Annotated in this window: 17 protein-coding genes and 1 other RNA gene; 8 read left to right on the forward strand and 10 right to left on the reverse strand. The window is 60.9% G+C overall.

Annotated features, from left to right (window positions below; genetic code table 11):
• Positions 1–355: 355 nt before the first annotated feature.
• Entirely contained in the window at positions 356–1,036 is a 681-nt protein-coding gene (locus BUQ73_RS17805) for a hypothetical protein (protein WP_079229059.1), read from the forward strand.
• A 153-nt stretch (positions 1,037–1,189) separates the two neighbouring features.
• On the opposite strand, the gene BUQ73_RS17810 is transcribed toward BUQ73_RS17805, so the two are convergent.
• The 7 genes from BUQ73_RS17810 to BUQ73_RS17845 form a co-directional block, all read right to left on the reverse strand.
• Positions 1,190–1,879, reverse strand: coding sequence for a hypothetical protein (locus BUQ73_RS17810; RefSeq protein WP_079229060.1), 690 nt, complete (start codon positions 1,877–1,879; stop codon positions 1,190–1,192).
• 61 nt (positions 1,880–1,940) lie between these two features.
• Entirely contained in the window at positions 1,941–2,219 is a 279-nt protein-coding gene (locus BUQ73_RS28160; RefSeq protein ID WP_152031573.1) for a hypothetical protein, read from the reverse strand.
• 1,023 nt (positions 2,220–3,242) lie between these two features.
• Positions 3,243–3,339: signal recognition particle sRNA small type (ffs, locus tag BUQ73_RS17820), an RNA gene on the reverse strand.
• Positions 3,340–3,614: 275 nt separating this feature from the next.
• The gene (gene ligA, locus BUQ73_RS17825; protein WP_079229062.1) at positions 3,615–5,945 is read right to left on the reverse strand and encodes an NAD-dependent DNA ligase LigA; all 2,331 of its coding nucleotides are present in this window, start codon (positions 5,943–5,945) and stop codon (positions 3,615–3,617) included.
• Positions 5,946–6,181: 236 nt separating this feature from the next.
• Positions 6,182–7,072, reverse strand: a complete 891-nt coding sequence (gene zipA, locus BUQ73_RS17835) for a cell division protein ZipA (protein WP_079229063.1) — start codon at positions 7,070–7,072, stop codon at positions 6,182–6,184.
• Between the two features lie 204 nt (positions 7,073–7,276).
• Complete coding sequence (gene smc / locus BUQ73_RS17840) at positions 7,277–10,765, reverse strand: chromosome segregation protein SMC (RefSeq protein WP_079229064.1); 3,489 nt, start codon at positions 10,763–10,765, stop codon at positions 7,277–7,279.
• Between the two features lie 3 nt (positions 10,766–10,768).
• Positions 10,769–11,428: a GntR family transcriptional regulator gene (locus BUQ73_RS17845; RefSeq protein ID WP_079229065.1), complete on the reverse strand. Its 660-nt coding sequence runs from the start codon at positions 11,426–11,428 to the stop codon at positions 10,769–10,771.
• Positions 11,429–11,695: 267 nt separating this feature from the next.
• On the opposite strand from BUQ73_RS17845, the gene xdhA reads away from it, so the two are divergent.
• From xdhA to guaD, 4 genes are all read left to right on the forward strand, one after another.
• The gene (xdhA, locus tag BUQ73_RS17850) at positions 11,696–13,150 is read left to right on the forward strand and encodes a xanthine dehydrogenase small subunit (RefSeq protein WP_079229066.1); all 1,455 of its coding nucleotides are present in this window, start codon (positions 11,696–11,698) and stop codon (positions 13,148–13,150) included.
• The gene (gene xdhB, locus BUQ73_RS17855) at positions 13,143–15,542 is read left to right on the forward strand and encodes a xanthine dehydrogenase molybdopterin binding subunit (RefSeq protein ID WP_079229067.1); all 2,400 of its coding nucleotides are present in this window, start codon (positions 13,143–13,145) and stop codon (positions 15,540–15,542) included. Before xdhA ends, xdhB begins: the two co-directional genes overlap by 8 nt.
• Before the next feature lie 171 nt (positions 15,543–15,713).
• The gene (xdhC, locus tag BUQ73_RS17860; protein WP_079229068.1) at positions 15,714–16,559 is read left to right on the forward strand and encodes a xanthine dehydrogenase accessory protein XdhC; all 846 of its coding nucleotides are present in this window, start codon (positions 15,714–15,716) and stop codon (positions 16,557–16,559) included.
• Between the two features lie 10 nt (positions 16,560–16,569).
• A complete protein-coding gene (gene guaD / locus BUQ73_RS17865; RefSeq protein ID WP_079229069.1) occupies positions 16,570–17,874 on the forward strand; it encodes a guanine deaminase in 1,305 nt (434 codons plus the stop codon).
• Here guaD and aqpZ read toward each other — a convergent pair.
• Both aqpZ and BUQ73_RS17875 read right to left on the reverse strand, forming a co-directional pair.
• Positions 17,871–18,569, reverse strand: a complete 699-nt coding sequence (gene aqpZ, locus BUQ73_RS17870; protein ID WP_027921254.1) for an aquaporin Z — start codon at positions 18,567–18,569, stop codon at positions 17,871–17,873. The two genes, guaD and aqpZ, sit on opposite strands and share 4 nt — an antisense overlap.
• A gap of 228 nt (positions 18,570–18,797) precedes the next feature.
• Positions 18,798–19,553 carry a GntR family transcriptional regulator gene (locus BUQ73_RS17875; protein WP_027921253.1) on the reverse strand — a complete coding sequence of 252 codons (756 nt, stop codon included), beginning with the start codon at positions 19,551–19,553 and terminating at the stop codon, positions 18,798–18,800.
• A 285-nt stretch (positions 19,554–19,838) separates the two neighbouring features.
• On the opposite strand from BUQ73_RS17875, the gene BUQ73_RS17880 reads away from it, so the two are divergent.
• Entirely contained in the window at positions 19,839–21,188 is a 1,350-nt protein-coding gene (locus tag BUQ73_RS17880; protein WP_079229070.1) for an NCS2 family permease, read from the forward strand.
• A 282-nt stretch (positions 21,189–21,470) separates the two neighbouring features.
• On the opposite strand, the gene uraH is transcribed toward BUQ73_RS17880, so the two are convergent.
• The gene (gene uraH, locus BUQ73_RS17885) at positions 21,471–21,824 is read right to left on the reverse strand and encodes a hydroxyisourate hydrolase (RefSeq protein WP_079229071.1); all 354 of its coding nucleotides are present in this window, start codon (positions 21,822–21,824) and stop codon (positions 21,471–21,473) included.
• A 377-nt stretch (positions 21,825–22,201) separates the two neighbouring features.
• Here uraH and puuE point away from each other — a divergent pair, with 377 nt between their 5' ends.
• Both puuE and uraD read left to right on the forward strand, forming a co-directional pair.
• On the forward strand, positions 22,202–23,128 hold the full coding sequence (gene puuE, locus BUQ73_RS17890; protein WP_027921250.1) for an allantoinase PuuE: 927 nt from the start codon (positions 22,202–22,204) through the stop codon (positions 23,126–23,128).
• The gene (uraD, locus tag BUQ73_RS17895) at positions 23,128–23,643 is read left to right on the forward strand and encodes a 2-oxo-4-hydroxy-4-carboxy-5-ureidoimidazoline decarboxylase (protein ID WP_079229072.1); all 516 of its coding nucleotides are present in this window, start codon (positions 23,128–23,130) and stop codon (positions 23,641–23,643) included. The genes puuE and uraD overlap by 1 nt, the downstream gene beginning before the upstream one ends.
• Positions 23,644–23,662 lie beyond the last annotated feature (19 nt).

Here is a 23,662-nt window from a genome sequence, read left to right on the forward strand (position 1 = left end):
AGAAAGGGCTTCGCACCCCGCGTGGTAGTGAGTTCAACGCTACAGCAGTCCGCCGCTTGATGCTTTCTCTTAACGTATCGCTCTAAAAAATAGACTGATATAACCCAGAGTTATTTCTGATTTAGTCAGATTTTCAGAAGCCGGCCTTCCAAATGGGTTAAGCCGATTTGCTGGTTTTCTGGCCAATCGTGGCTCGCAACCCTGCCATACATTATTTTTCAGGCTGAAATTGGAGTGCGCATCAAATGCGCCCTTTTGGCTCAGCGGAAAATTGGGATGGGCAGCAAACGGCTATGTACCAGCTGAAGGAATGTGTACAGTGGATAACATGAGCACAGTGAATTAGGAATCGTGCATGACCAGCACCACATGGAAACTCAAAGAGCTTGAGCAATGGATCGAAACCAACCGACCTGAAGACAAGCAGACCGCAGCCTTGCCAAGGTCGCTCAGCCGTTCATCCTTCATTATCAAGTACCACGCGAACTTAGCAAAGGAAGCGTTTGCGGAGTTCAACAAGGAGTCTGACAATCATCGATCAATGATGGTCGCAATGCTGAGTTTGAAACCTGACTTTGCTATGGCTGCTCTCGCACACGAAGCCAACATTATCGCCACCATTCACACAGTGCGAAACTACGCTGATATATTTGCTCAGCTTGTTAATTCACTGACAATGGCCAAACCTCTGAAAGAGAAAGACTGTACATTTGGAAGAGTTGCTAGCGGGATTCCCGAATCAGCATTAAAACAAAGAATGCTGGATTTGAATTCGTCTTACTCGTTCCGCTACCTAGCAGCATTCAGCAATATATCAAAGCATCGCCGCTTAATCCAAAGCAAACCAAGCGTAAATTTTGAAGAAAATGCTAGCGGTTTGAAAGTAGAAGCATTCTCCTACGCATTCTCTGAAAAAGAGCCCGATACTGCCTTCTCCCAATGCTGGGGCCACGACTTATTAGAAGAGACATTCAATGTCTATCGCCGGATTTTGGAGCTAGGCCAGCAATTGAATGCCCAGCTTTTCCATTCATGACTGAAGCTCAGTTGAAAAAGACCCCCACCAAGTGCGGAATTTTTTATCCAGTAAAAAGCATCCATTAGCCGACGTGATTCTAACAGAATCACCAGCACGCTAACCCACGTAATTTCTTGGCCTTCAGCCACATTGATGACCATGATTGTGGTATTACCCTCGCAATGTGGGCACCCCGCACTCTAAGGAAACTTTTTTGCAGAAGAAAATAGCTAGTGCACCAACAGCCATCAGGTATGGGGCGACTAGGTCTAAAGTTTCCCTATGTGAAACCCAAGCGTTAACTCTGTATTTGGTTTCAAACCACAGTAACAGCATGAAATCCTTACGCGTCCACTTCTTGCTATACGTATTTAAGTCCACGTAGCGCGTTATATCGCACTCTCCATAAAATGAGTGATTCTCTTTTGAAGGATAAGCAATTTTTCGTTGCAAAATTCCTGTTTTCAAGTATTCAGGTGCAGCCAGTCCCGGCTCATCACCGCCATAAATGTTTATGGCTTCTCCGATATGCCCAGTCACTTCATGTATTTCATGGTCTAGGTAATATATAGAGGGATTACTTAGCATTTTATCGGACCATCGCTTGAAGAGCTCGTCTCGGTAGACCTCGGAGTAGGCGTAGTAGCGCAACATACTGTAGATAACGCCCGCAACCAGAAGCCATTGCAAGTTTTCGTGATTTGTAAATTCGATCTTGAAAATCAGGCTACTAGCCTCTTTGATATCAGCACCACTGACAACTATCGCAAGTAACAATAACGACAGATAGAACAGGTTTGCCCTTTTCTTCTTGAACCCTTCATCACCATCTATCGCTTTACGGAATTTGTCGGCTTCCATCACAGCACCTCACCCCAAAACAGATGAAATCTCATCAACCACCCCACACACACAAACAAAATCACACAAAATAGTGATCATTAAGTTCCGGATCACGATATATATTTGCTATAAGATCGGAGCGATGACACCGTCCCTCCATATAAATATGATCAAGACTATCGATATCTATATTCCAGACACCATCAGCCTCATCATACTTAGGAACACCAAACACATACAGAAAAATTTGGTTTTCCGGACGCTTATCAACAATCTTAGCAACTGCCAGAAGTCGCTCTAATAAACCTCGATAATATGCACGCGCCTGATTAACAGACTCTGAGACGGTAGTCGCCAAGAGTCGCACAACAACAGGAGCTCCATTACTCGGAACAGAGAAGCATCGTCCAAACTTAAAACATATATACCTCTCACAGGAATCCATACAGACTGCCAAGCCGCAATATATAAAGCGTCTATAGACATCCGGACTCTGGTTATCTACCGGAACGAAGGCGGACTTAATCGTACCCGAATTACCATCAATAACCAGCCCTCGACGAAGGGACCACCCGCCATTTAAAAGCGTCTCAATAGAGTAGCACTTCGGATTAGCCACCCCCGAACCCTCACCAGACGGACGATTAGACACGTAACGAAGGTTTACTATGTCATCGGCAGGGAACTGTCGTATACGGACTGGAACTCCAAAATATCCTTTTCGACGCTTAGTTTCAAACACAATCTCCGTAGCATCTGCTATGAAAGATCTTTCGCGCCTCCCTCTCCCTAAGACATTGAGAGCTGGAATTGTATACTTAGGCTCAAATGAACAGCCCGGATAGTGCCCTTCAGTCCTACGTGCCGTTTTGAAGTAGTGATCGACTTTATAAGTCTTCCGTCCTAAATTCGCACAAACATACCTCGCCCTACAGGATGCGTCCAAGCATGCAAAATCGTCTTTCTTCGTAATTACGTTTTGACGATAAAGCTCTACTACCTCTTTTGCAGTAACCTCTTTGTTGAGACTGATGCAGTACGCTCGATCCATGATCGCTCACCCCAAAGTATCTAACACTGACAGCCTGTCGTTGCAAATGACTGCACACTGAAAATCAAGAATCACATTGCACAATTCTACATAATCAACTGCAACTTGACATCCGAACGAACGCCTCAAAACGATACGAGCACAGCGTAACCTGCACCTAGGTAGGAGCTGCGACAGGGCACAATCGACCCCTCTAATAGAGATAGGAGCAAATAGGAGTTAGAATCGCGCCTATGGTGCACCACTCAGGTGTACTACGGCACTGGTCCACTTCAAGATTTTTTGAGAGAGAAATCCTTGAGAATTCAAGGACTTGCGTAATGGAGGCGGCCCCACCAGCCACACCCCGGCACTCGATGTTCCCGCTATGGCTGCTCCCTTCCGGGCCTGACCAGGTTAACGGGTAATCAATGCGGGGGGACCGATGGGGCCACCACTACGCGGCTCGCCAAGCAGCGAGCCGCGCCATTGTACCGGTCTGGGGCGAAGATACAACCTCTGCGCGAGAAAAAGTCATCATTTCTCAATGACTTGTCCGGGGTCAGGCTGATCGGGCCCTGGGCCAGGGCTCGTGTAGGAGCGGCCTTGTGTCGCGAAAGGGCTGCAAAGCAGCCCCCGCAAAATCGAGTCACGGCACAGTTAGAGGGGGCGCTTCGCACCCCTTTCGCGACACAAGGCCGCTCCTACAAAGGCCGCGCAGGATCAGACAGTGATGCCATGCCCTGCCAGGAAAGTGACGAAGGCTTCCTCATCCAGCACCTTAACACCAAGCTCACTGGCCTTGGCCAGCTTGGAGCCGGCACCCGGGCCTGCGACCACACAGTGGGTCTTGCCAGAGACCGAGCCGGCCACCTTGGCACCCAGGCCTTCCAGCTTTTCCTTGGCGATGTCGCGACTGAAGCGCTCCAGCGACCCTGTCAGCACCCAGGTCTGGCCGGCCAGTGGCAGGCCTTCGGCAACTTTCTTCTCGCTACTCCAGTGCATACCGAAGGCCAGCAGTTGTGCCTCGATGTCGCGGGCCAGCTGTTGGTTGACCGGCTCCTTGAAGAATTCACGCACCGCTTCTGCCTGTTTCGCCGCCAGCGCCTGGCGCAGGTCGATGCCGTCAGCCGCAATGATCTTGTCCAGGCTGTCGAGCTTGGCCACCAGCTTTTCCGCACCTGTCGGGCCGACCGAGGGGATGTCGAGCTTGGCGATCATGCCAGCCAGGGTAGTGCTGGCGGCAAACTCGGCAGCCAGCTCGCCCTCGTCCTGCAACTGCATGCCGCAGGCCAGCAACTGCTCGATGACCTTGCGGTTGTGCTCGTCCTCGAAGAAGTTGTGGATCTCGTACGCTACTTCCAGGCCGATATCCGGAAGATAGGTCAGCACCTGCGGCAGCGCCTGCTGTACGCGCGCCAGGCTGCCCAGCGAGCGGGCCAGGACCTTGGCGGTCTCCTCGCCCACGTCCGGGATGCCCAGGGCATAGATGAAGCGCGCAAGGCTCGGGCGCTTGCTGGCCTCGATGGCGTCCAGCAGTTTCTTGCTGGAAACCTCGGCGAAACCTTCAAGGCCGACGATCTGGTCGAACTCCAACTTGTACAGGTCTGCCGGAGAGCCGATCAGGCCTTCATCCACCAATTGCTCGACGCTCTTCTCACCCAGGCCATCAATGTCCATGGCACGGCGAGAGACGTAGTGGATGATTGCCTGCTTGAGCTGGGCACCACAGGCCAGACGGCCGACGCAGCGATACACCGCGCCTTCGCTGGTGGTTTCTTTGCCCTTGCTGCGCTTGACCAGCTGAGTGCGCTCGACCTGCGAGCCACACACCGGGCACTCGGTCGGCACTTCGACCGGCCGCGCATCTTCGGGGCGGCGTTCGAGCACCACCTGCATCACCTGGGGAATCACGTCACCGGCACGGCGAATGATCACTGTGTCACCGATGCGCAGGCCCAGCCGGGCGATTTCGTCCATGTTGTGCAGGGTGGCGTTGGACACGGTCACACCTGCCACCTTGACCGGCTTCAGGCGCGCCACTGGCGTGACCGCGCCGGTACGGCCGACCTGGAACTCCACGTCCAGCACTTCGGTAAGCTCTTCCATGGCCGGAAACTTGTGGGCGATGGCCCAGCGCGGTTCGCGCGCACGGAAGCCCAGCTCGCGCTGAGCCGCCAGGCTGTTGACCTTGAACACCACGCCATCGATCTCGTACGGCAAGCTGTTGCGCCGTTCGCCAATGTCGCGGTAGTAGGCCAGGCACTCTTCGATACCGGCCGCATGCCTGAGCTCGCGGCTGATCGGCAGGCCCCACTGCTTGAGCTGCTCAAGAATGCCGATATGGCTCTCGCCGATGCTCTCGGACACCTGCCCGACACCGTAGCAGCAGAACTCCAGCGGGCGGCTGGCGGTGATCTTCGAGTCCAGCTGGCGCAGGCTGCCGGCAGCCGCGTTGCGTGGGTTGGCGAAGGTCTTGCCGCCGGCCTCGGCCTGGGCGGCATTGAGGCGGTCGAAGCCGGCCTTGCTCATGTACACCTCGCCACGCACTTCAAGCACGGCGGGCCAGCCTTCGCCCTGCAGCTTCAGCGGGATGTTGCGCACGGTGCGCACATTGGCACTGATGTCTTCGCCAGTGGTGCCGTCGCCACGGGTAGCGCCCTGCACCAGCTGGCCATCGCGGTACAGCAGGCTCACTGCCAAGCCATCGAGTTTCGGTTCGCAGCTGAAATCCACGGCGCCCGGCTGGTCGAGCCCATCGACCACGCGGCGGCCGAATTCGCGCAGGTCAGCTTCTTCGAAGGCGTTGCCCAGGCTGAGCATGGGCACTTCATGACGCACCTGGCTGAAGGCCGCCAAGGCAGCTCCGCCGACACGCTGGGTAGGCGAATCAGGGGTGACCAGGTGCGGGTGCTCGGCTTCGAGCGTCTTCAGTTCATTGAACAGACGATCGTATTCGGCATCGGGCACGCTTGGCTCGTCGAGCACGTAGTAGCGGTAGTTGTGCTGGTCGAGCTCGGCGCGCAGTTCGTGGATTCGGGTTTCGGCGTTCATGGGTCAGGGTCTCTTGCAAAGCAAAAAGAGCAGCCTGGAGGGATGCTTGGGGCTTAAGAGTCTGACTACCTGTAGCGGCCCCTTCGCGGGCAAGCCCGCTCCCACAGGTACGCCACACGCCTCAAGGGCAGTGGCATACCTGTGGGAGCGGGCTTGCCCGCGAAAGGGCCGGCACAGACGACAACAAGTCTTGAACCGGCCAGCATGCCCACAGGCTGCTCTTTCGTCTGGATCTATCAGCGTTTCTGGGTCAGCGCACGGCGCTCGAACTCGACGATGCGCTGGCGGTAGTGCTCGATGGTCTGCGCGGTCAGCACGCTGCGCTGGTCGTCCTTCAGCTCGCCATTGAGCTCATGGGCCAGCTTGCGCGCCGCAGCCACCATCACGTCGAAGGCCTGCTTCGGATGACGCGGGCCTGGCAGGCCGAGGAAGAAGCTCACGGCACGGGTGCTGAAGTGGTCGATGTCATCCAGGTCGAAGATGCCCGGCTTGACTGCGTTGGCCATGGAGAACAGCACTTCGCCGTGACCCGCCATGCTCTCGTGGCGGTGGAAGATGTCCATCTCGCCAAAACGCAGGCCGCTTTCGAGGATGTTCTGCAGCAGGGCTGGCCCCTTGAAACCGCCCTCATCGCGGGAAATCACACTGATCACCAGCACTTCCTCGACCAGCGGCAGCTCCTTGGCCGCGTTGCCGGTGGCGGCAAAACCACTGCTGCGGGTGTTGTCGGCAACAAATTCTTCGTCGGCATCGGCGAACAGGTCAGGCTCGCGCGGTTCGGCGGCCAGGTTCAGGTCGCCCTGCTGCTGCGCCTCTACCGCACGCTTGCCACGCTTGCTGGCCTTGGCCGGCTTGGGCTCGCGCTCACGTTCGCGCTCACGCGCCGGTGCGCTGAGCGACGGCAGGTCGGCCTCGTCCAGTTCAGGCTCCTTCTGGGTATCCAGCACCCGCGACGGGCCGAGCACTTCAGCGCTGCCCTCCTCGTCCGGCAGGTTGGAATAACTGCGATCCAGACGGAATTTCAGCTTGCCTTTTCCGCCGCGCATGCGGCGCCAGCCGTCGAAAAGAATACCGGCGATGACAATGACGCCGATGACGATCAGCCACTCGCGCAGACCGATTTCCATGTAATCCCGTGCCTCTATAAAAATATGCTTGAAAACAAAGGGTTCAAAGCCCTTTAACACGTGGCGCCAACTCTATGTTCTGACAGGCGTTTTACCCACGCAAAAAACGAGTGACATTAAGCTAGCACGACCAAAGACAACTTTACACCGTCTGTCGCACATGACAGGGGCATTTGCCTACAGTTTTCGCCCTATCTTCGCTCATCAGGCGTCTACCATGGCCAGCGCCTCCTCGACATCAACTGCAACAAGACGTGAACAACCGGGCTCGTGCATGGTCACCCCCATCAATTGGTCCGCCATCTCCATGGCAATCTTGTTATGGGTGATGTAGATGAACTGCACGCTTTCACTCATTTCCTTGACCAGCCGGGCGTAGCGCCCGACGTTGGCATCGTCCAGCGGCGCATCGACTTCGTCGAGCATGCAGAACGGTGCGGGGTTCAACTTGAAGATGGCAAACACCAGCGCCAACGCGGTCAGTGCCTTCTCGCCGCCGGACAGCAGATGGATGGTGCTGTTCTTCTTGCCCGGCGGACGCGCCATGATCGTCACCCCTGTATCGAGTAGATCTTCGCCCGTCAGTTCCAGATAAGCGCTGCCGCCACCGAAAACTTTTGGAAAAAGTGCCTGTAATCCGGCATTTATCTGATCAAAGGTATCCTTGAAGCGGTTGCGGGTCTCCTTGTCGATCTTGCGAATGACGTTTTCCAGGGTATCCAGGGCTTCGACCAGGTCGGCATCCTGGGCGTCCAGGTAACGCTTGCGCTCGGACTGCTGCTCGTATTCCTCGATGGCCGCCAGGTTGATCGCACCCAGGCGCTGAATGCGCCCTTCGATCTGCTCCAGTTCCTGCTCGGTGCCCTGCTCGCTGGCATCCGCCTCGACAGTGGCGAGCACACCCTGCAAATCGTAGCCGTCGGCCAGCAATTGTTCCTGCAAGGTCTTGCGGCGGATGTCCAGGCCCTGGTTTTCCAGGCGCATCTGCTCCAGCTGGCCACGCAGCAGCTGGGCTTGCTGTTCGGCCTGGGTGCGGCGCTTTTCGGCGTCGCGCAATGCGCGGTCGGCTTCATCCATGTGCAGCCGCGCCAGGCGCATTTCCTCGTCGACGCTCATGCGCCGCTCCAGCAGCTCTTCGAGCTTCAGGCGCAGCTCTTCGAGCGGCGCCTCACCCTCTTCCAGGTTCAGGCTCAGTTGCTCCTGGCGCTCGCTCAGGCGTGCGGCCTGCTGCTCCAGACGCTCCAAGGCCTGGCGGGTGGAGTCGTGCTGAGCACGCAGCGAACCCAGGCGCACTGCCAACTGGTGGGCGTGATCCTTGTGCTGACGGGCTTCCTGGCGAATGCGATCAAGGCCTTCGCGCAAGGTGTCGCGGCGCGCCATCAACTGCTCGCGCTGCTCGGTATCCTGGGCCATCAGGTCCAGAGCCTCCTGCAGCACCAGGCGCGCCTCGCCCAGTTGCTCCTGCTCCAGGGCACGTTGTTCCTGAAGCTCGGCCAGTTCTTCCTGCAGCCGGCGGCGGCGTAGCTCGACCTGCTCGGCACGGGCACGGCCAGCGGACAGGCTGGCCTTGAACTCGCCGTGCTGGCGGCTTTCTTCCTGGGTGCGGCGGCGCAGCTGCTCACGCTGCTCCTCCAGCTCTAGCTGCTGCTCGCGGGTTACCTGAAGCTGCTGCTCCTGATGCTCCAGCGCTGCTTCAAGCTCCACCTGCTCCTGGCCCAGGCGTTCGATTTCCTGGCCGCGAGCCAGCACGCCACCCTGGGCTTCGCCACCCCGGCTGACGCGCAGGAAATGGCGGCCAACCCAGTAGCCATCGCGGCTCACCAGGCTCTGCCCTTCCCCCAGCGCTGCGCGCCTTGCCAAGGCTTCGGCGAGGTCTTCGACCGGCTGCACCCGGCCCAGCCACGGGGCCAGATCGATGTGCCCTTCGACCTTGTCGAGCAGGCTGCCGGGCTGACGCTCACCACCCCCGGCCGCCAGTAACAGGCGCAGCTCGCCCTGCTCCAGGGCGTTGAAATCCAGGCCGGCAAAATCGTCCAGCAGCACAGCCTGCAAATCGGCACCCAGCACGGTTTCCACCGCCAGCTCCCAACCCGGCTCCACGCGCAGCCCCTCAGCCAGGCGCGGGCGCTGCTCCAGCCCTTGTTCGCGCAGCCAATCGGCAGCACCGATGCCCGGCTCCAGCGCGGCCTGCTGCAGCGCCTCCAGCGAGGCCAGGCGGCCGCCGAGGCGCTGCAGGTCGCCCTGCTGCTGTTGCTGGGCCTGGGTCGCCTGCTGCAGTTGCTCGCGCACGCTTTCCAGGCGCTCGACCACCTGCTGCTCCGACAACTGCAACTCTTCGAGCAGTATTTCGCTGCTGGCCAGTTGTTCAGAAAGCTCCAGCAGGGAGCTATCCTGCGGATCTACCGTCAGTTGCTCGCTTTCCTCGACCAGCTTGCGTTGGCGTTCGGCCAGGCGCTCCAGGCTGGCTTCCAGCTGCTGCAGGCGCGCTTGCTGCACTTCGGCCTGACGCCGAGGTTCGGAAGATCGGGTGTTGAAGCTGTCCCACTGCTCCTGCCAGCCGTGCATGCCCAGCTCGGCTTCTTCGAGGGTGGCGGCAGCCTCTTCGGCGGCGGCCAGGGTCAGCTCCTGCTCCGGCTCGAGCATGGCCAGCTCTTCACCCAGGGTGGCCAGCAGGGTGCGGTCATGGCCCAGGTGCGATTCGGTTTCCTGGCGGGTACGCTCGGCTTCCTTGAAGTCGTCCTGCAACTGGCGCAGGCGCTGCTGGCCGTGCTGGATGCTCTGTTCCACCCGGGCGATATCACCGGCCACCGAATAGAAGCGCCCCTGAACCTGATTGAAGCGCTCCGACAGCTCGTGATGGCCGTCGCGCAGGCGCTCGATGCTGGCGTCGGCATTACGCTGCTCGGCAACCAGCGCCTCATGGGCGACATCCTGGTCACCGATCACCGCCTCGCGCTGGCGCACGCGCTCGTCCAGGTCGCGCCAACGTAGGGCCGACAGGCGCGCCTTGAGCTGGCGCTCCTGGGCTTTGTATTCGCGGTACTTTTCTGCAGCCTGGGCCTGGCGATGCAGGCGTTCGAGCTGACGCTCCAGCTCTTCGCGCAGGTCGGTCAGCCGCGCCAGGTTCTCCTGGGTACGGCGGATTCGGCTTTCGGTCTCGCGGCGGCGCTCCTTGTACTTGGAGATGCCGGCCGCCTCTTCGATGAAGTTGCGCAGCTCTTCAGGCTTGGCCTCGATCAGCTTGGAAATCATGCCCTGCTCGATGATCGAGTAGCTGCGCGGGCCCAGGCCAGTGCCGAGGAAGATGTCGGTGATGTCCCGACGGCGGCACTTGGTGCCGTTCAGGTAATAGCTGTTCTGCCCGTCACGAGTTACCTTGCGGCGGATGGAAATCTCGGCGTAGGCGGCGTACTCGCCGAGCAAGGTGGTTTCGCTGTTGTCGAATACCAGCTCGATGCTGGCCTGGCTCACCGGCTTGCGGCTGGTGGAGCCGTTGAAGATGACATCGGTCATCGACTCGCCACGCAGGTTCTTCGCCGAACTCTCGCCCATCACCCAGCGCACCGCGTCGATGATGTTGGACTTGCCGCAGCCATTGGGGCCGACGACGGCCGCCATGTTGCTGGGGAAGTTGACCGTGGTGGGATCGACGAACGACTTGAACCCGGCCAGGCGAATGCACTTCAGGCGCATCGGTCAGCCCCGGGCCAGCGCCGCCAGCACCAGTTCGCAGCTGCGCTGGCCATAGGCGGTGAGTACCTCGCGGATGCGCGGCAGGTCGCGGGCAACCACGGCTTCGAGCAGGCGGGCGAACAGGTCAAGGTAGTCGTCCATGTTGGCCTGGCGCTGATCCAGGGCCAGGTAGTAGGCACGGCTCATGGCCGGCTGCAGGTTCTCGACCGTTTCCTGCAGGTAAGGGTTGTCTGCGAACGGGTAGGCAGCGCGCATCACCGCGAAGCTGTCGGCGACGAAGACCTTGATGTCCTGCTGCTCGCGGGCCTGGCGCAAGCGCTGCTGGATGTCCAGGAACGGGCGCAGGTCGCCCTCGCTGCGCCATTTTTGCGCAACCGCATTGCCCAGCAGGATGTAGAACTCGCCCATCAGGGTGCACAGGCTGCGTACGCCGCGCTCGTCCAGTTGGGTCACATGGGCGCCACGACGCGGCAGGATCGCCACCAGATGGCGACGTTCGAGGATCAACAACGCTTCGCGCACCGAGCCACGGCTGACACTGAGGGCCTGGGTGACCTTCTGCTCCTGGATCCGCTCACCGGGCGCAAGCTCGCCGCGAATGATGCGTTCGGCCAGGTAGTCGGCAATCTGCTCGGAGAGGCTGTCCGGCGCCTTGAACGTCATGGTTTTCCTTCAAAATCATTGAACTGGGCACAAGGGAGCGATTGTAGCGCACTTGCCCAGCACACGCGCAGAGGGGCGTGGCGCTTTCTTTGCCCCGTCGACCAGCCAGCCGGGCGGCGCGATCTATGCTTGAGGTATGGGCACATCGTTCGGTGAGACACAGGCACGAATAATTTCCTGACCTTTGAGTCAGAAAATTATTGACCACCGCGACAGGTCTGCTTATTGTCCGCCCAACAACAATAAAACCATTGCGAGGCCATCCCCGTGATCCAGTTTCTCGTCAACCAGGAGCTGCGTAGTGAGCATGCCCTGGACCCGAACATGACGGTGCTGCAGTACCTGCGCGAGCACCTGGGCAAACCCGGCACCAAAGAAGGCTGCGCCAGTGGCGACTGCGGCGCCTGCACCGTGGTGGTCGGCGAGCTTGTCCAGGACGAACAAGGCGAGGACAACCTGCGCTACCGCAGCCTGAACTCCTGCCTGACCTTCGTCTCCTCCTTGCACGGCAAGCAACTGATCAGCGTCGAAGGGCTCAAGCACAACGGGCAGTTGCACAGCGTGCAACAAGCCATGGCCGACTGCCACGGCTCGCAATGCGGCTTCTGCACACCTGGCTTTGTCATGTCGCTGTTCGCCTTGCAGAAGAACAGCCAGGGCGCCGACCTGCATCAGGCCCAGGAAGCCCTGGCCGGCAACCTGTGCCGCTGCACCGGCTACCGCCCGATCCTCGACGCCGCCGAGCAAAGCTGCCGCCAGCCTTGCCGCGACCAGTTCGACGCCCAGCAGGCGCAGACCATCGCCCGCCTCAAGGCCATCACCCCCACCCAGACCGGCGAGCTCAACAGCGGCGACAAGCGCTGCCTGGTGCCGCTGACCGTGGCCGACCTGGCCGACCTGTACAGCTCGCACCCCGAAGCGCGCCTGCTGGCCGGTGGTACCGACCTGGCCCTGGAAGTCACCCAGTTCCACAAGACCCTGCCGGTGATGATCTACGTCGGCCACGTCGCCGAACTCAAACGTATCGACAAGACCGCCAGCCACCTGGAAATCGGCGCTGCCACCCCGCTGACCGACTGTTACGGCGCACTCAACGAGGAGTACCCGGACTTCGGCGACCTGCTGCACCGCTTCGCTTCGCTGCAGATTCGCAACCAGGGCACCCTGGGCGGCAACATCGGCAACGCCTCGCCAATCGGCGACTCGCCGCCCCTGCTGATTGCCCTGGATGCACAGGTGGTCCTGCGCCAGGGCGAGCGCCAGCGGGTGATGCCGCTGGAAGACTACTTCATCGACTACCGCATCACCGCCCGCCAGGACAGTGAGTTCATCGAGAAGATCATCGTGCCACGCGCCAGCAACGACTGGGCCTTCCGTGCCTATAAAGTGTCCAAGCGCCTGGACGACGACATCTCCGCCGTGTGCGCCGCCTTCAACCTGAGCATCGAAGACGGCGTGGTCAGCGGCGTGCGCATCGCCTTCGGCGGCATGGCAGCCATCCCGAAACGCGCCCGCGCCTGCGAAGCGGCCTTGCGCGGCAAACCGTGGAACCAGGCCAGCATCGAGCGTGCCTGCCAGGCCCTGGCCGAAGACTTCACCCCGCTCAGCGACTTCCGCGCCAGCAAGGAGTACCGCTTGCTGACCGCACAGAACCTGCTGCGCAAGTACTTCATCGAACAGCAAACGCCCTACATCGAGACCCGGGTGACCGACTATGTCTAACCATCACGTAGCCAAGAGCCAGGCCGAGATGGCCGAACTGTTCAGCCAGGACCTGACCACCGGGGTCGGCCGCAGCGTCAAGCATGACAGCGCCGACAAGCATGTGTCGGGCGAAGCGCTGTACATCGACGACCGCCTGGAATTCCCCAACCAGCTGCACGTTTATGCGCGTACCGCGGACCGCGCCCATGCGCGCATCCTGCGCATCGACACCACGCCGTGCTACGCCTTCGAAGGTGTGCGCATCGCCATCACCCACGAAGACATCCCGGGCCTGAAAGACATCGGCCCGGTGGTCGCCGGCGACCCGCTGCTGGCCATCGACAAGGTCGAATTCTTCGGCCAGCCGGTGCTCGCCGTGGCAGCCCGCGACCTCGAAACCGCACGCCGCGCAGCGATGGCCGCCATCGTCGAATACGAAGACCTGGAGCCCGTGCTGGACGTGGTCGATGCGCTGCGCAAGAAACACTTCGTGCTCGACAGCCACACCCACCAGCGCGGCGATTCAGCCGCAGCCCTGGCCAGCGCCCCGCACCGGTTGCAAGGCACCCTGCACATCGGCGGCCAGGAGCACTTCTACCTGGAAACCCAGATCTCCTCGGTGATGCCCACCGAGGACGGCGGCATGATCGTCTACTGCTCCACGCAGAACCCCACCGAAGTGCAGAAGCTGGTCGCCGAAGTGCTCGACGTGCCAATGAACAAGGTGGTACTGGACATGCGCCGCATGGGCGGCGGTTTCGGCGGCAAGGAAACCCAGGCCGCAAGCCCGGCCTGCCTGTGCGCGGTAGTCGCACGCCTGACCGGCCAGCCGACCAAGATGCGCCTGCCACGGGTCGAAGACATGACCATGACCGGCAAACGCCACCCGTTCTACGTGGAGTACGACGTCGGCTTCGATGACGACGGCCGCCTGCACGGCATCAACCTCGACCTGGCCGGCAACTGCGGCTACTCGCCCGACCTGTCCGGGTCGATCGTCGACCGCGCCATGTTCCACTCCGACAACGCCTATTACCTGGGCGATGCCACCGTGCACGGCCACCGCTGCAAGACCAACACCGCCTCCAACACCGCCTACCGCGGCTTCGGCGGCCCACAGGGGATGGTCGCCATCGAACAGGTGATGGACCACATCGCCCGCCACCTGGGCCGCGACCCGCTGGCCGTGCGCAAGGCCAACTATTACGGCAAGACCGAGCGTAACGTCACCCACTACTACCAGACCGTCGAGCACAACATGCTCGAGGAAATGACCGCCGAGCTCGAAGCCAGCAGCGACTACGCCGAACGCCGCGAGTCGATCCGCCGCTTCAACGCCAACAGCCCGGTCCTGAAGAAGGGCCTGGCGCTGACGCCGGTCAAGTTCGGTATCTCGTTCACCGCCACCTTCCTCAACCAGGCCGGCGCGCTGATCCACATCTACACCGACGGCAGCATCCACCTGAACCACGGCGGCACCGAGATGGGCCAGGGCCTGAACACCAAGGTGGCACAGGTGGTGGCGCAGGTCTTCCAGGTCGATTTCAGCCGCATCCAGATCACCGCCACCAACACCGACAAGGTGCCAAACACCTCGCCGACTGCTGCCTCCAGCGGTGCCGACCTGAACGGCAAGGCCGCCCAGAACGCCGCCGAGATCCTCAAGAAGCGCCTCACCGAATTTGCCGCACGGCACTATCAGGTGACCGAGGAAGACGTCGAGTTCCGAAACGGCCATGTGCGTGTACGCGACCAGATCGTCAGCTTCGAGCAGTTGGTGCAGCAGGCCTACTTTGGCCAGGTATCGCTGTCGAGCACCGGTTTCTACCGCACGCCGAAGATCTACTACGACCGCAGCCAGGCGCGCGGCCGGCCGTTCTACTACTTCGCCTTTGGCGCTGCCTGCGTGGAAGTGATCGTCGATACCCTGACCGGCGAGTACAAGATGCTGCGCGCCGACATCCTGCATGACGTGGGTGACTCGCTGAACCCGGCCATCGACATCGGTCAGGTCGAAGGCGGTTTCATCCAGGGCATGGGCTGGCTGACCACCGAAGAGCTGGTGTGGAACGCCAAGGGCAAGCTGATGACCAACGGCCCGGCCAGCTACAAGATCCCGGCGGTTGCCGACATGCCGCTGGACCTGCGGGTGAAGCTGGTGGAGAACCGCAAGAACCCGGAAGACACGGTGTTCCACTCCAAGGCCGTGGGCGAGCCACCGTTCATGCTCGGCATCGCCGCCTGGTGCGCGCTCAAGGATGCCGTGGCCAGCATCGCCGACTATCGCGTGCAGCCGAACATCGACGCGCCGGCGACACCGGAGCGGGTGTTGTGGGGTTGTGAGCAGATGCGCAAGGCGGTGGCTGCAGCACAGCCTGCCGAGCCGGAACTGGAAACCGTCACCCAGTAATACTGCAGGCCCACTTTTTTGTGGGAGCGGCCTTGTGTCGCGAAAGGGTCGCGAAGCGGCCCCAGGATCTTTGCCACAACATAGAGTTTTGGGGCTGCTGCGCAGCCCTTTCGCGACACAAGGCCGCTCCCACAAAAAGCGGACCGGGTTGATCTGAAGAGGATCTGAATCATGCACCAATGGATCAACGCCCTCGCCGACCATCAGTCCCGCGGCGAAGCCTGCGTGCTGGTGACCATCATCGAGGAACGCGGCTCGACCCCGCGCAACGCCGGCTCGAAGATGGTCGTCAGCGCCACCGGCCTGTTCGACACCATCGGCGGCGGCCATCTGGAATACAAGGCCCTGCACATCGCCCGGCAGATGCTCGAGGAACACCGCAGCACCCCGCACCTGGAGCGTTTCAGCCTCGGTGCCAGCCTCGGCCAGTGCTGCGGCGGCGCCACCGTGCTGCTGTTCGAGCCGATGGCCGCGGTGCAGGCGCAGATTGCCGTGTTCGGCGCGGGCCATGTCGGCCGCGCTCTGGTACCCTTGCTCGCCGCGCTGCCCTGCCGGGTGCGCTGGATCGACTCGCGTGAACAGGAATTCCCCGAATTCATCCCCAACGGGGTAAGCAAGGTCGTCAGTGAGGAACCGGTCGACGAAGTCGCGGACCTGCCGCCAGGCAGCTACTGCATCGTCATGACCCACAACCACCAGCTCGACCTGGAACTGACCGCCGCCATTCTCAAGCGCAATGATTTCACCTGGTTCGGCCTGATCGGCTCGAAGACCAAACGGGTCAAGTTCGAGCACCGCCTGCGCGAGCGCGGCTACGACGATGCCGTACTGGCGCGCATGCGCTGCCCGATGGGCCTGCCCGAGGTCAAGGGCAAGCTGCCGATCGAGATTGCCGTGTCCATCGCCGGCGAAATCATTGCCACCTACAACGCCTGCTTCGGCCAGCACGACGCTGCCGCCAACGCCGGCCCCATTGCCCAGTTGCTGCCGCCCTCCCGGCGCAGCCAAGCCATTTGACGAGTGTGTTATGACCGTTACCCGCAAAGCCTACCGTGCCGCCATCCTGCACAGCATCGCCGACCCGGCCGAGGTAGGCCTGGACGCTTCCCATGAGTACTTCGAGGACGGCCTGCTGGTGATCGACGATGGCCGCATCAGTGCCGTCGGCCCTGCCAGCGAGCTGCTGCCAAGCCTGGCAGCCGACATCGAAGTGGTGCATTACCAGGACGCCCTGATCACCCCGGGCTTCATCGATACCCACATCCATTTCCCGCAGACCGGCATGATCGGTTCCTACGGCGAACAGCTGCTGGACTGGCTCAACACTTACACCTTCCCCTGCGAGAAGCAGTTCGCCGACAAGGATCACGCCGACAAGGTGGCGAAGATCTTCCTCAAGGAACTGCTGCGCAACGGCACCACCACCGCCCTGGTGTTTGGCAGCGTGCACCCGCAGTCGGTCAATGCCCTGTTCGAAGAAGCCGAGCGCCTGGACCTGCGGATGATCGCAGGCAAGGTCATGATGGATCGCAACGCCCCGGACTACCTGACCGACACTGCCGAGTCCGGCTACACCCAGAGCAAGCAGCTGATCGAACGCTGGCACGGCAAGGGCCGCCTGCACTACGCGGTGACCCCGCGCTTCGCCCCGACCAGCACACCAGAACAACTGGCCTTGGCCGGTCAGTTGCTGAAGGAATATCCAGGGCTGTACATGCACACCCACCTGTCCGAGAACCTCAAGGAAATTGACTGGGTAAAAGAGCTGTTCCCCGAGCAAAAAGGCTACCTGGACGTCTATGACCACTTCGAGCTGCTCAGCGAGCGCTCGGTGTTCGCCCACGGTGTGCACCTGTGCGACAGCGAATGCCAGCGCCTGGCCGAAACCGGTTCGGCCGTGGCGTTCTGCCCGACCTCCAACCTGTTCCTCGGCAGCGGCCTGTTCAACCTGCCCCAGGCCGAGCGCTTCAAGGTCAATGTGGGCCTGGGCACCGACGTCGGCGCCGGCACCAGCTTCTCGCTGCTCAACACCCTGAACGAGGCTTACAAGGTGATGCAGCTGCAAGGCGCGCGCCTGCACCCTTACAAATCGCTGTACCTGGCCACCCTCGGTGGCGCTCGCGCACTGCGCCTGGACGACCGTATCGGCAGCCTGCGCCCAGGCAACGATGCCGACTTCGTGGTGCTCGACTACAAGGCCACGCCGCTACTGGACTACCGCATTCAGCAGTCCAGCAGCATCGAAGAGACCCTGTTCGTGCTGACCACCCTGGGCGACGACCGCACCGTGCGCGAAACCTACGCTGCTGGGCGCTGCGTGCATCAGCGCTAAGGCTCTTTCGCCAGGCCCCGGTACAGCGCGCCGCCGATCGCAGCCCCGATCAGCGGCGCCACCCAGAACAGCCAAAGCTGCTGCAGGGCCCAGCCACCGACGAACAAGGCCGGCCCCGTGCTGCGCGCGGGGTTGACCGAGGTATTGGTCACCGGGATCGAGATCAGGTGGATCAGGGTCAGGGCCAGGCCGATGGCAATCGGCGCGAAGCCTGCCGGGGCACGGGCATCGGTGGCGCCCATGATCACCACCAGGAACATCGCCGTCATCACCACTTCACTGACAAAGCCCGCCCCCAGCGAATAGCCGCCGGGCGAATGATCGGCGTAGCCGTTCGAGGCCAGGCCCGATGACAGCTCGAAGCCGGCCTTGCCGCTGGCGATGAAGTAGATCACCGCAGCTGCCAGAATCGCGCCGATCACTTGGGCGATGACGTAGGGCAGCAACTCCTTGGCAGGGAAGCGCCCGCCCACCACCAGCCCGAACGACACGGCGGGGTTGAGGTGACAGCCGGAGATATGACCGATGGCGAACGCCATGGTCAGCACGGTGAGCCCGAAAGCGAAAGCGACACCGAGCACGCCGATGCCGACGGGAGAACTGGCTGCAAGTACGGCACTGCCGCAGCCACCAAGAACCAACCAGAAGGTGCCGACCAGCTCGGCCCCCATCCGTGTACCCAGAGACATGGTCATCGACCTTTCCTCAAGTAGTGGAACGCAATGGATGCGCAAGCCCAACTGCTTGATGAAGGTTTGCTCACAAAAATTTAGCAGACCTTTGGCTGATGGCCAGTAACGGCATGAGGCCGCTTCGCGCCCCATCGCCGGCAAGCACGGTTCTCACAAGGATGCGCTATCCCTGTGAGCTGCGCTTGCCGGCGATGGGGCGCGAAGCGGCCCTCAAATGACTCAGGCAAACGATCAACCCTTGGCGGAAGCCTTGGGCTTTTTCAGCAAGTGCGAGAACACGGCGTGAAGGTCGTCCGAGGCACTCTCGTCGTCCAGGTTCAGCTTGCTGTCGATGTGGTCCATGTGGTGCATCATCAGGCTCACCGCCTGCTCCGCATCGCGCGCCTCGATGGCATCGATCAACTGCATGTGCTCGTCATAGGAGCAATGCGAACGGGTGCCGCTCTCATACTGGGCGATGATCAGCGAAGTCTGCGATACCAGGCTGCGCTGGAAGCTGACCAGCGGGGCGTTGCCTGCGGCTTCGGCGAGCTTCAGGTGGAACTCGCCGGAAAGACGGATACCGGCGCCGCGGTCGCCACGGGAGAAGCTGTCGCGCTCCTCGCGCACCATCTGACGCAGTTCGTTGAGCTGCTCCAGGGAGGCATGCTGCACGGCCAGTTCGGTGATGGCGCGTTCGACCATGCGCCGCGAGAAGAACACCTGGCGCGCCTCTTCTACCGTCGGGCTGGCCACCACGGCGCCGCGGTTAGGCCGCAGCAGCACCACGCTTTCGTGGGCCAGGCGCGACAGGGCGCGGCGAATGATGGTGCGGCTGACGCCAAAGATCTCGCCCAGCGCTTCCTCGCTCAACTTGGTGCCCGGCGCCAATCGCTGCTCGAGGATCGCCTCGAAAATATGCGCGTAGACGATGTCGTCCTGGGTACCACTGCGGCCGGCCTTGCCAGTGCGCGCAGGTTTTTTCAGAGGTTGCAGCTGTTCGTTCATGGGCTCTCGAGGCACGAAGAGAAAGTATGGCGCCATTGTACACAGGCTGAGGCGATTCCGCAGGGGGCGTTTTACCTATATAGCCGTTGTACGACGCATTGCGCACACAAAAGATAAAACATTATTTGCATTCTTTGTACACAAAAGCATAATCCACCCAGCAACTTCTTGACCCGTGAGTCAACAAAGCGCGTCAGACGTCTGCCTTCCCTCGTGGAGCCACCAAGTGCATTGCTCAGGACCCTGGCTCCAACAACAACAAGAAAGACTTGAGGAGTACTCGCTGTGGAAAGCCGCAAATCCGAAGCACCTACGCTGGATCTCGCGCCACCGCTCGAAACGAGTTGGCTGGAGCGGATTTTCAAACTCAAGCAACACGGCAGCACTGTCAGAACCGAACTGATCGCCGGGGTGACCACCTTCATCACCATGGCATACATCATCTTCGTCAACCCCAACATCATGGCCGACGCCGGCATCGACCATGGTGCCGCTTTCGTCGCCACCTGCATCGCCGCCGCGCTGGGCTGCCTGCTGATGGGCCTGTACGCCAACTGGCCGGTGGGCCTGGCGCCGGGCATGGGGCTTAACGCGTTCTTTACCTACACCGTGGTCGGCACCATGGGCTACAACTGGGAAACTGCGCTGGGGGCGGTGTTCGTCTCGGGCGTGCTGTTCATGTTCCTGACTTTGTCGAAAGTGCGCGAATGGCTGCTGAACAGCATCCCGGTCAGCCTGCGCCATGCCATGGGGGCCGGCGTCGGATTGTTTCTCGGGCTGATCGGCCTGAAAACCGCCGGCATCATCGTCGACAGCCCGGCCACGCTGATCAAGCTGGGCTCGCTGCATGAGCCAGGGCCGCTGCTGGCGGCGGTGTGCTTCCTGCTGATCGCCATCCTCAGCTACAAACGGGTGTTCGGCGCAATCCTGATCAGCATCATCGGCGTCACCCTTGCTGGCTGGGGCCTGGGGCTAGTGAAGTTCGGCGGGGTGATGTCGATGCCGCCGAGCCTGGCGCCAACCTGGATGGCCATGGACGTGGCCGGCGTGTTCAACGTCAGCATGATCAGCGTGGTGCTGGCGTTTCTGTTCGTGCACATGTTCGACACTGCCGGCACGCTGATGGGCGTGGCACAGCGGGCGAATCTGGTAGCGCCGGACGGGCGCATCGAGAACCTGTCACGGGCATTGAAGGCCGACAGTGCTTCGAGCGTGTTCGGCGCCGTGGTCGGTGTACCGCCAGTCACCAGCTATGTCGAAAGTGCTGCGGGTGTGGCCGCAGGTGGCCGAACCGGCCTGACGGCTGTGGTGGTGGGCATCCTGTTCATCGCCGCGATGTTCTTCGCACCATTGGCTGGAATGATCCCGGCTTACGCGACTGCCGGTGCGCTGATCTATGTGGCGATGTTGATGATGGGCAGCATGGCGCACATTCATTGGGACGAAGCCACCGACAGCATTCCGGCGATCGTCACGGTGATCATGATGCCGCTGACCTTCTCGGTCGCCGACGGTATTGCCCTGGGCTTCATCAGCTATGTGGCATTGAAGGCAGGTACCGGCAAGTACAAGGAAATCTCCGCCAGCCTGTGGGTGCTTTGCGCGATCTTCATTGCCAAGTTCGTGTTCCTCTGAACCCTCACTGCACCAACCAAGGGCGCTTCGGCGCCCTTTCTTTTATTGGCTGCGCATGACGGCGCGTGTAGGAGCGGCCTTGTGTCGCGAAAGGGCCGCAAGGCGGCCCCTGCGGTTCATGCTGCGAAGCTGAGATCTCGTGGGCGCTGCGCACCCGGTTCGCGACACAAGGCCGCTCCTGCAACAATGCAGACCGGCTGCCAACGATAAACAGCAGACGAAAAAAAGCCCGCCAGTGTGAGAGCGGGCCAAAGGACCTACGAAGATTCTTCTAGCGACCAACTAGCTTCCGCGGTAGGTCGAATAGCTGTACGGCGAGATCAGCAGCGGCACGTGGTAGTGCTCCTGCTTTTCATCGATGCCGAAACGCAACACGACAACATCAAGAAACGCCGCATCCGGCAGCTGCACGCCGCGGGCACGGTAATAGGCGCCAGCACTGAACTGCAGCTGGTAGACGCCGGTACGGTAGTCGTCACCTTGCAGCAGCGGCGCGTCGACGCGGCCATCGCTGTTGGTCAGGGCAGTGTTCACCAGCTCCAGCTGCTGGCCTTCGACGCGGTACAGCTCGACCTTGATCGAGCTGCCTGGGCAGCCATGCGCGGCATCCAGTACGTGTGTGGTCAAACGTCCCATCTGCTTGTCGCCTCTTGTTCAATCTATGGGCAAAAAATACACAGCTAACGCCCCGGCTTGGGGCCTGCGATGTGCGGGAATGACGCCATTAAGACATTTCATCGCCAGATTGTACACAATTTTTTAATCCCTTCCGTCGCAGCCCCGACAAACCGGCCACCAGTCGCAAATACAGGCGCTGTGCAGAGCCTGACGTCATTAACTGACCAATCAGGCAGGTTTCTTGCAATACATTCTCATGCGACAAAAGGGAAGAAATGCGGAAAAACAGGCTTACAAAAGATTTCAGAAGTTGTATACAATCAGCCCATCCGGTGGTGCGACATCCCGACGCGGCCCGCCCACCCCCGCACAAACGCACAAGAAGGAAGACTGCAGTGAGCGCTGACTACCCTCGCGACCTGATCGGTTACGGCAACAACCCTCCTCACCCGCAATGGCCGGGCAACGCTCGCATCGCGCTGTCTTTCGTCCTCAACTACGAGGAAGGCGGCGAACGCAACATCCTGCACGGTGACAAAGAGTCCGAAGCCTTCCTGTCCGAGATGGTAGCCGCCCAGCCGCTGCAGGGTGCGCGCAACATGAGCATGGAATCGCTGTACGAATACGGCAGCCGTGCCGGTGTGTGGCGCCTGCTCAAGCTGTTCAAGGACAGCGGCGTCCCCCTGACCATCTTCGCCGTGGCCATGGCCGCCCAGCGCCACCCCGACGTGATCCGCGCCATGGCCGAAGCCGGCCACGAGATCTGCAGCCACGGCTACCGCTGGATCGACTACCAGAACATGGACGAGGCCCAGGAGCGCGAGCACATGCTCGAAGCCATCCGCATCCTCACCGAACTCACCGGTGAACGCCCGGTGGGCTGGTACACCGGCCGCACCGGCCCGAACACCCGCCGCCTGGTCATGGAGGAAGGTGGCTTCCTGTATGACAGCGACACCTATGACGACGACCTGCCCTACTGGGAGCCGAACAACCCGACCGGCAAGCCACACCTGGTGATCCCTTACACCCTGGACACCAACGACATGCGCTTCACCCAGGTACAGGGCTTCAACTGCGGCGAGCAGTTCTTCCAGTACCTGAAAGACGCCTTCGACGTGCTGTACGCCGAAGGTGCCGAAGCGCCGAAGATGCTTTCGATCGGCCTGCACTGCCGCCTGGTTGGCCGCCCGGCACGCCTGGCTGCGCTCAAGCGCTTCGTCGATTACGCCAAGAGCCACGACCAGGTCTGGTTCGCCCGTCGCGTGGACATCGCCCGCCACTGGCACGCCACCCACCCGTACAAGAAAGAGAACGCCTGATGACCGCCTTCAAAACCCTCAAGCCCTCCACCCTGGACCGTGACGCCTTCGTCAAGGTTTTCGCCGACATCTACGAGCACTCGCCGTGGGTCGCCGAAAAAGCCTACGACCTGGGCCAGCTGGGTGAACTGGACGAGATCGAGGCGCTGCACCAGCGCATGAGCGACATCCTGCTCAGCGCCAACCACGCCTCCCAACTGGCGCTGATCAACGCTCACCCGGATTTGGCCGGCAAGGCCGCCATCCAGGGCGAGCTGACCGAATCGAGCACCAACGAGCAGGCCGGCGCCGGCATCCACCAGTGCACCGCCGAAGAGTTCGCCCGCTTCACCGAGCTGAACGACGCCTACAAGGCCAAGTTCCAGTTCCCGTTCATCATGGCGGTGAAGGGCAGCAACCGGCACCAGATCCTCGCTTCCTTTGAAAAGCGCATCCACAACGATGCCGATGCCGAGTTCAAGGAAGCCTTGGCGCAGATCAACCTGATCGCCCTGTTCCGCCTGCTGCAGCTGTAAGCGACAGCCGAACCCTATT

Source organism: Pseudomonas putida (genome assembly GCF_002025705.1).
GTDB lineage: Bacteria > Pseudomonadota > Gammaproteobacteria > Pseudomonadales > Pseudomonadaceae > Aquipseudomonas > Aquipseudomonas putida_J.

Bases quoted from the DNA above. Each gene is read 5' to 3' on its own strand.
- xdhC (WP_079229068.1), top strand. From the start codon at position 15,714: ATGCACCAATGGATCAACGCCCTCGCCGACCATCAGTCCCGCGGCGAA.
- BUQ73_RS17810 (WP_079229060.1), bottom strand. From the start codon at position 1,879: ATGGAAGCCGACAAATTCCGTAAAGCGATAGATGGTGATGAAGGGTTC.
- zipA (WP_079229063.1), bottom strand. From the start codon at position 7,072: ATGGAAATCGGTCTGCGCGAGTGGCTGATCGTCATCGGCGTCATTGTC.
- guaD (WP_079229069.1), top strand. From the start codon at position 16,570: ATGACCGTTACCCGCAAAGCCTACCGTGCCGCCATCCTGCACAGCATC.
- uraD (WP_079229072.1), top strand. From the start codon at position 23,128: ATGACCGCCTTCAAAACCCTCAAGCCCTCCACCCTGGACCGTGACGCC.
- uraH (WP_079229071.1), bottom strand. From the start codon at position 21,824: ATGGGACGTTTGACCACACACGTACTGGATGCCGCGCATGGCTGCCCA.
- ligA (WP_079229062.1), bottom strand. From the start codon at position 5,945: ATGAACGCCGAAACCCGAATCCACGAACTGCGCGCCGAGCTCGACCAG.
- BUQ73_RS17845 (WP_079229065.1), bottom strand. From the start codon at position 11,428: ATGACGTTCAAGGCGCCGGACAGCCTCTCCGAGCAGATTGCCGACTAC.
- BUQ73_RS17805 (WP_079229059.1), top strand. From the start codon at position 356: ATGACCAGCACCACATGGAAACTCAAAGAGCTTGAGCAATGGATCGAA.
- xdhB (WP_079229067.1), top strand. From the start codon at position 13,143: ATGTCTAACCATCACGTAGCCAAGAGCCAGGCCGAGATGGCCGAACTG.
- aqpZ (WP_027921254.1), bottom strand. From the start codon at position 18,569: ATGACCATGTCTCTGGGTACACGGATGGGGGCCGAGCTGGTCGGCACC.
- smc (WP_079229064.1), bottom strand. From the start codon at position 10,765: ATGCGCCTGAAGTGCATTCGCCTGGCCGGGTTCAAGTCGTTCGTCGAT.
- BUQ73_RS17875 (WP_027921253.1), bottom strand. From the start codon at position 19,553: ATGAACGAACAGCTGCAACCTCTGAAAAAACCTGCGCGCACTGGCAAG.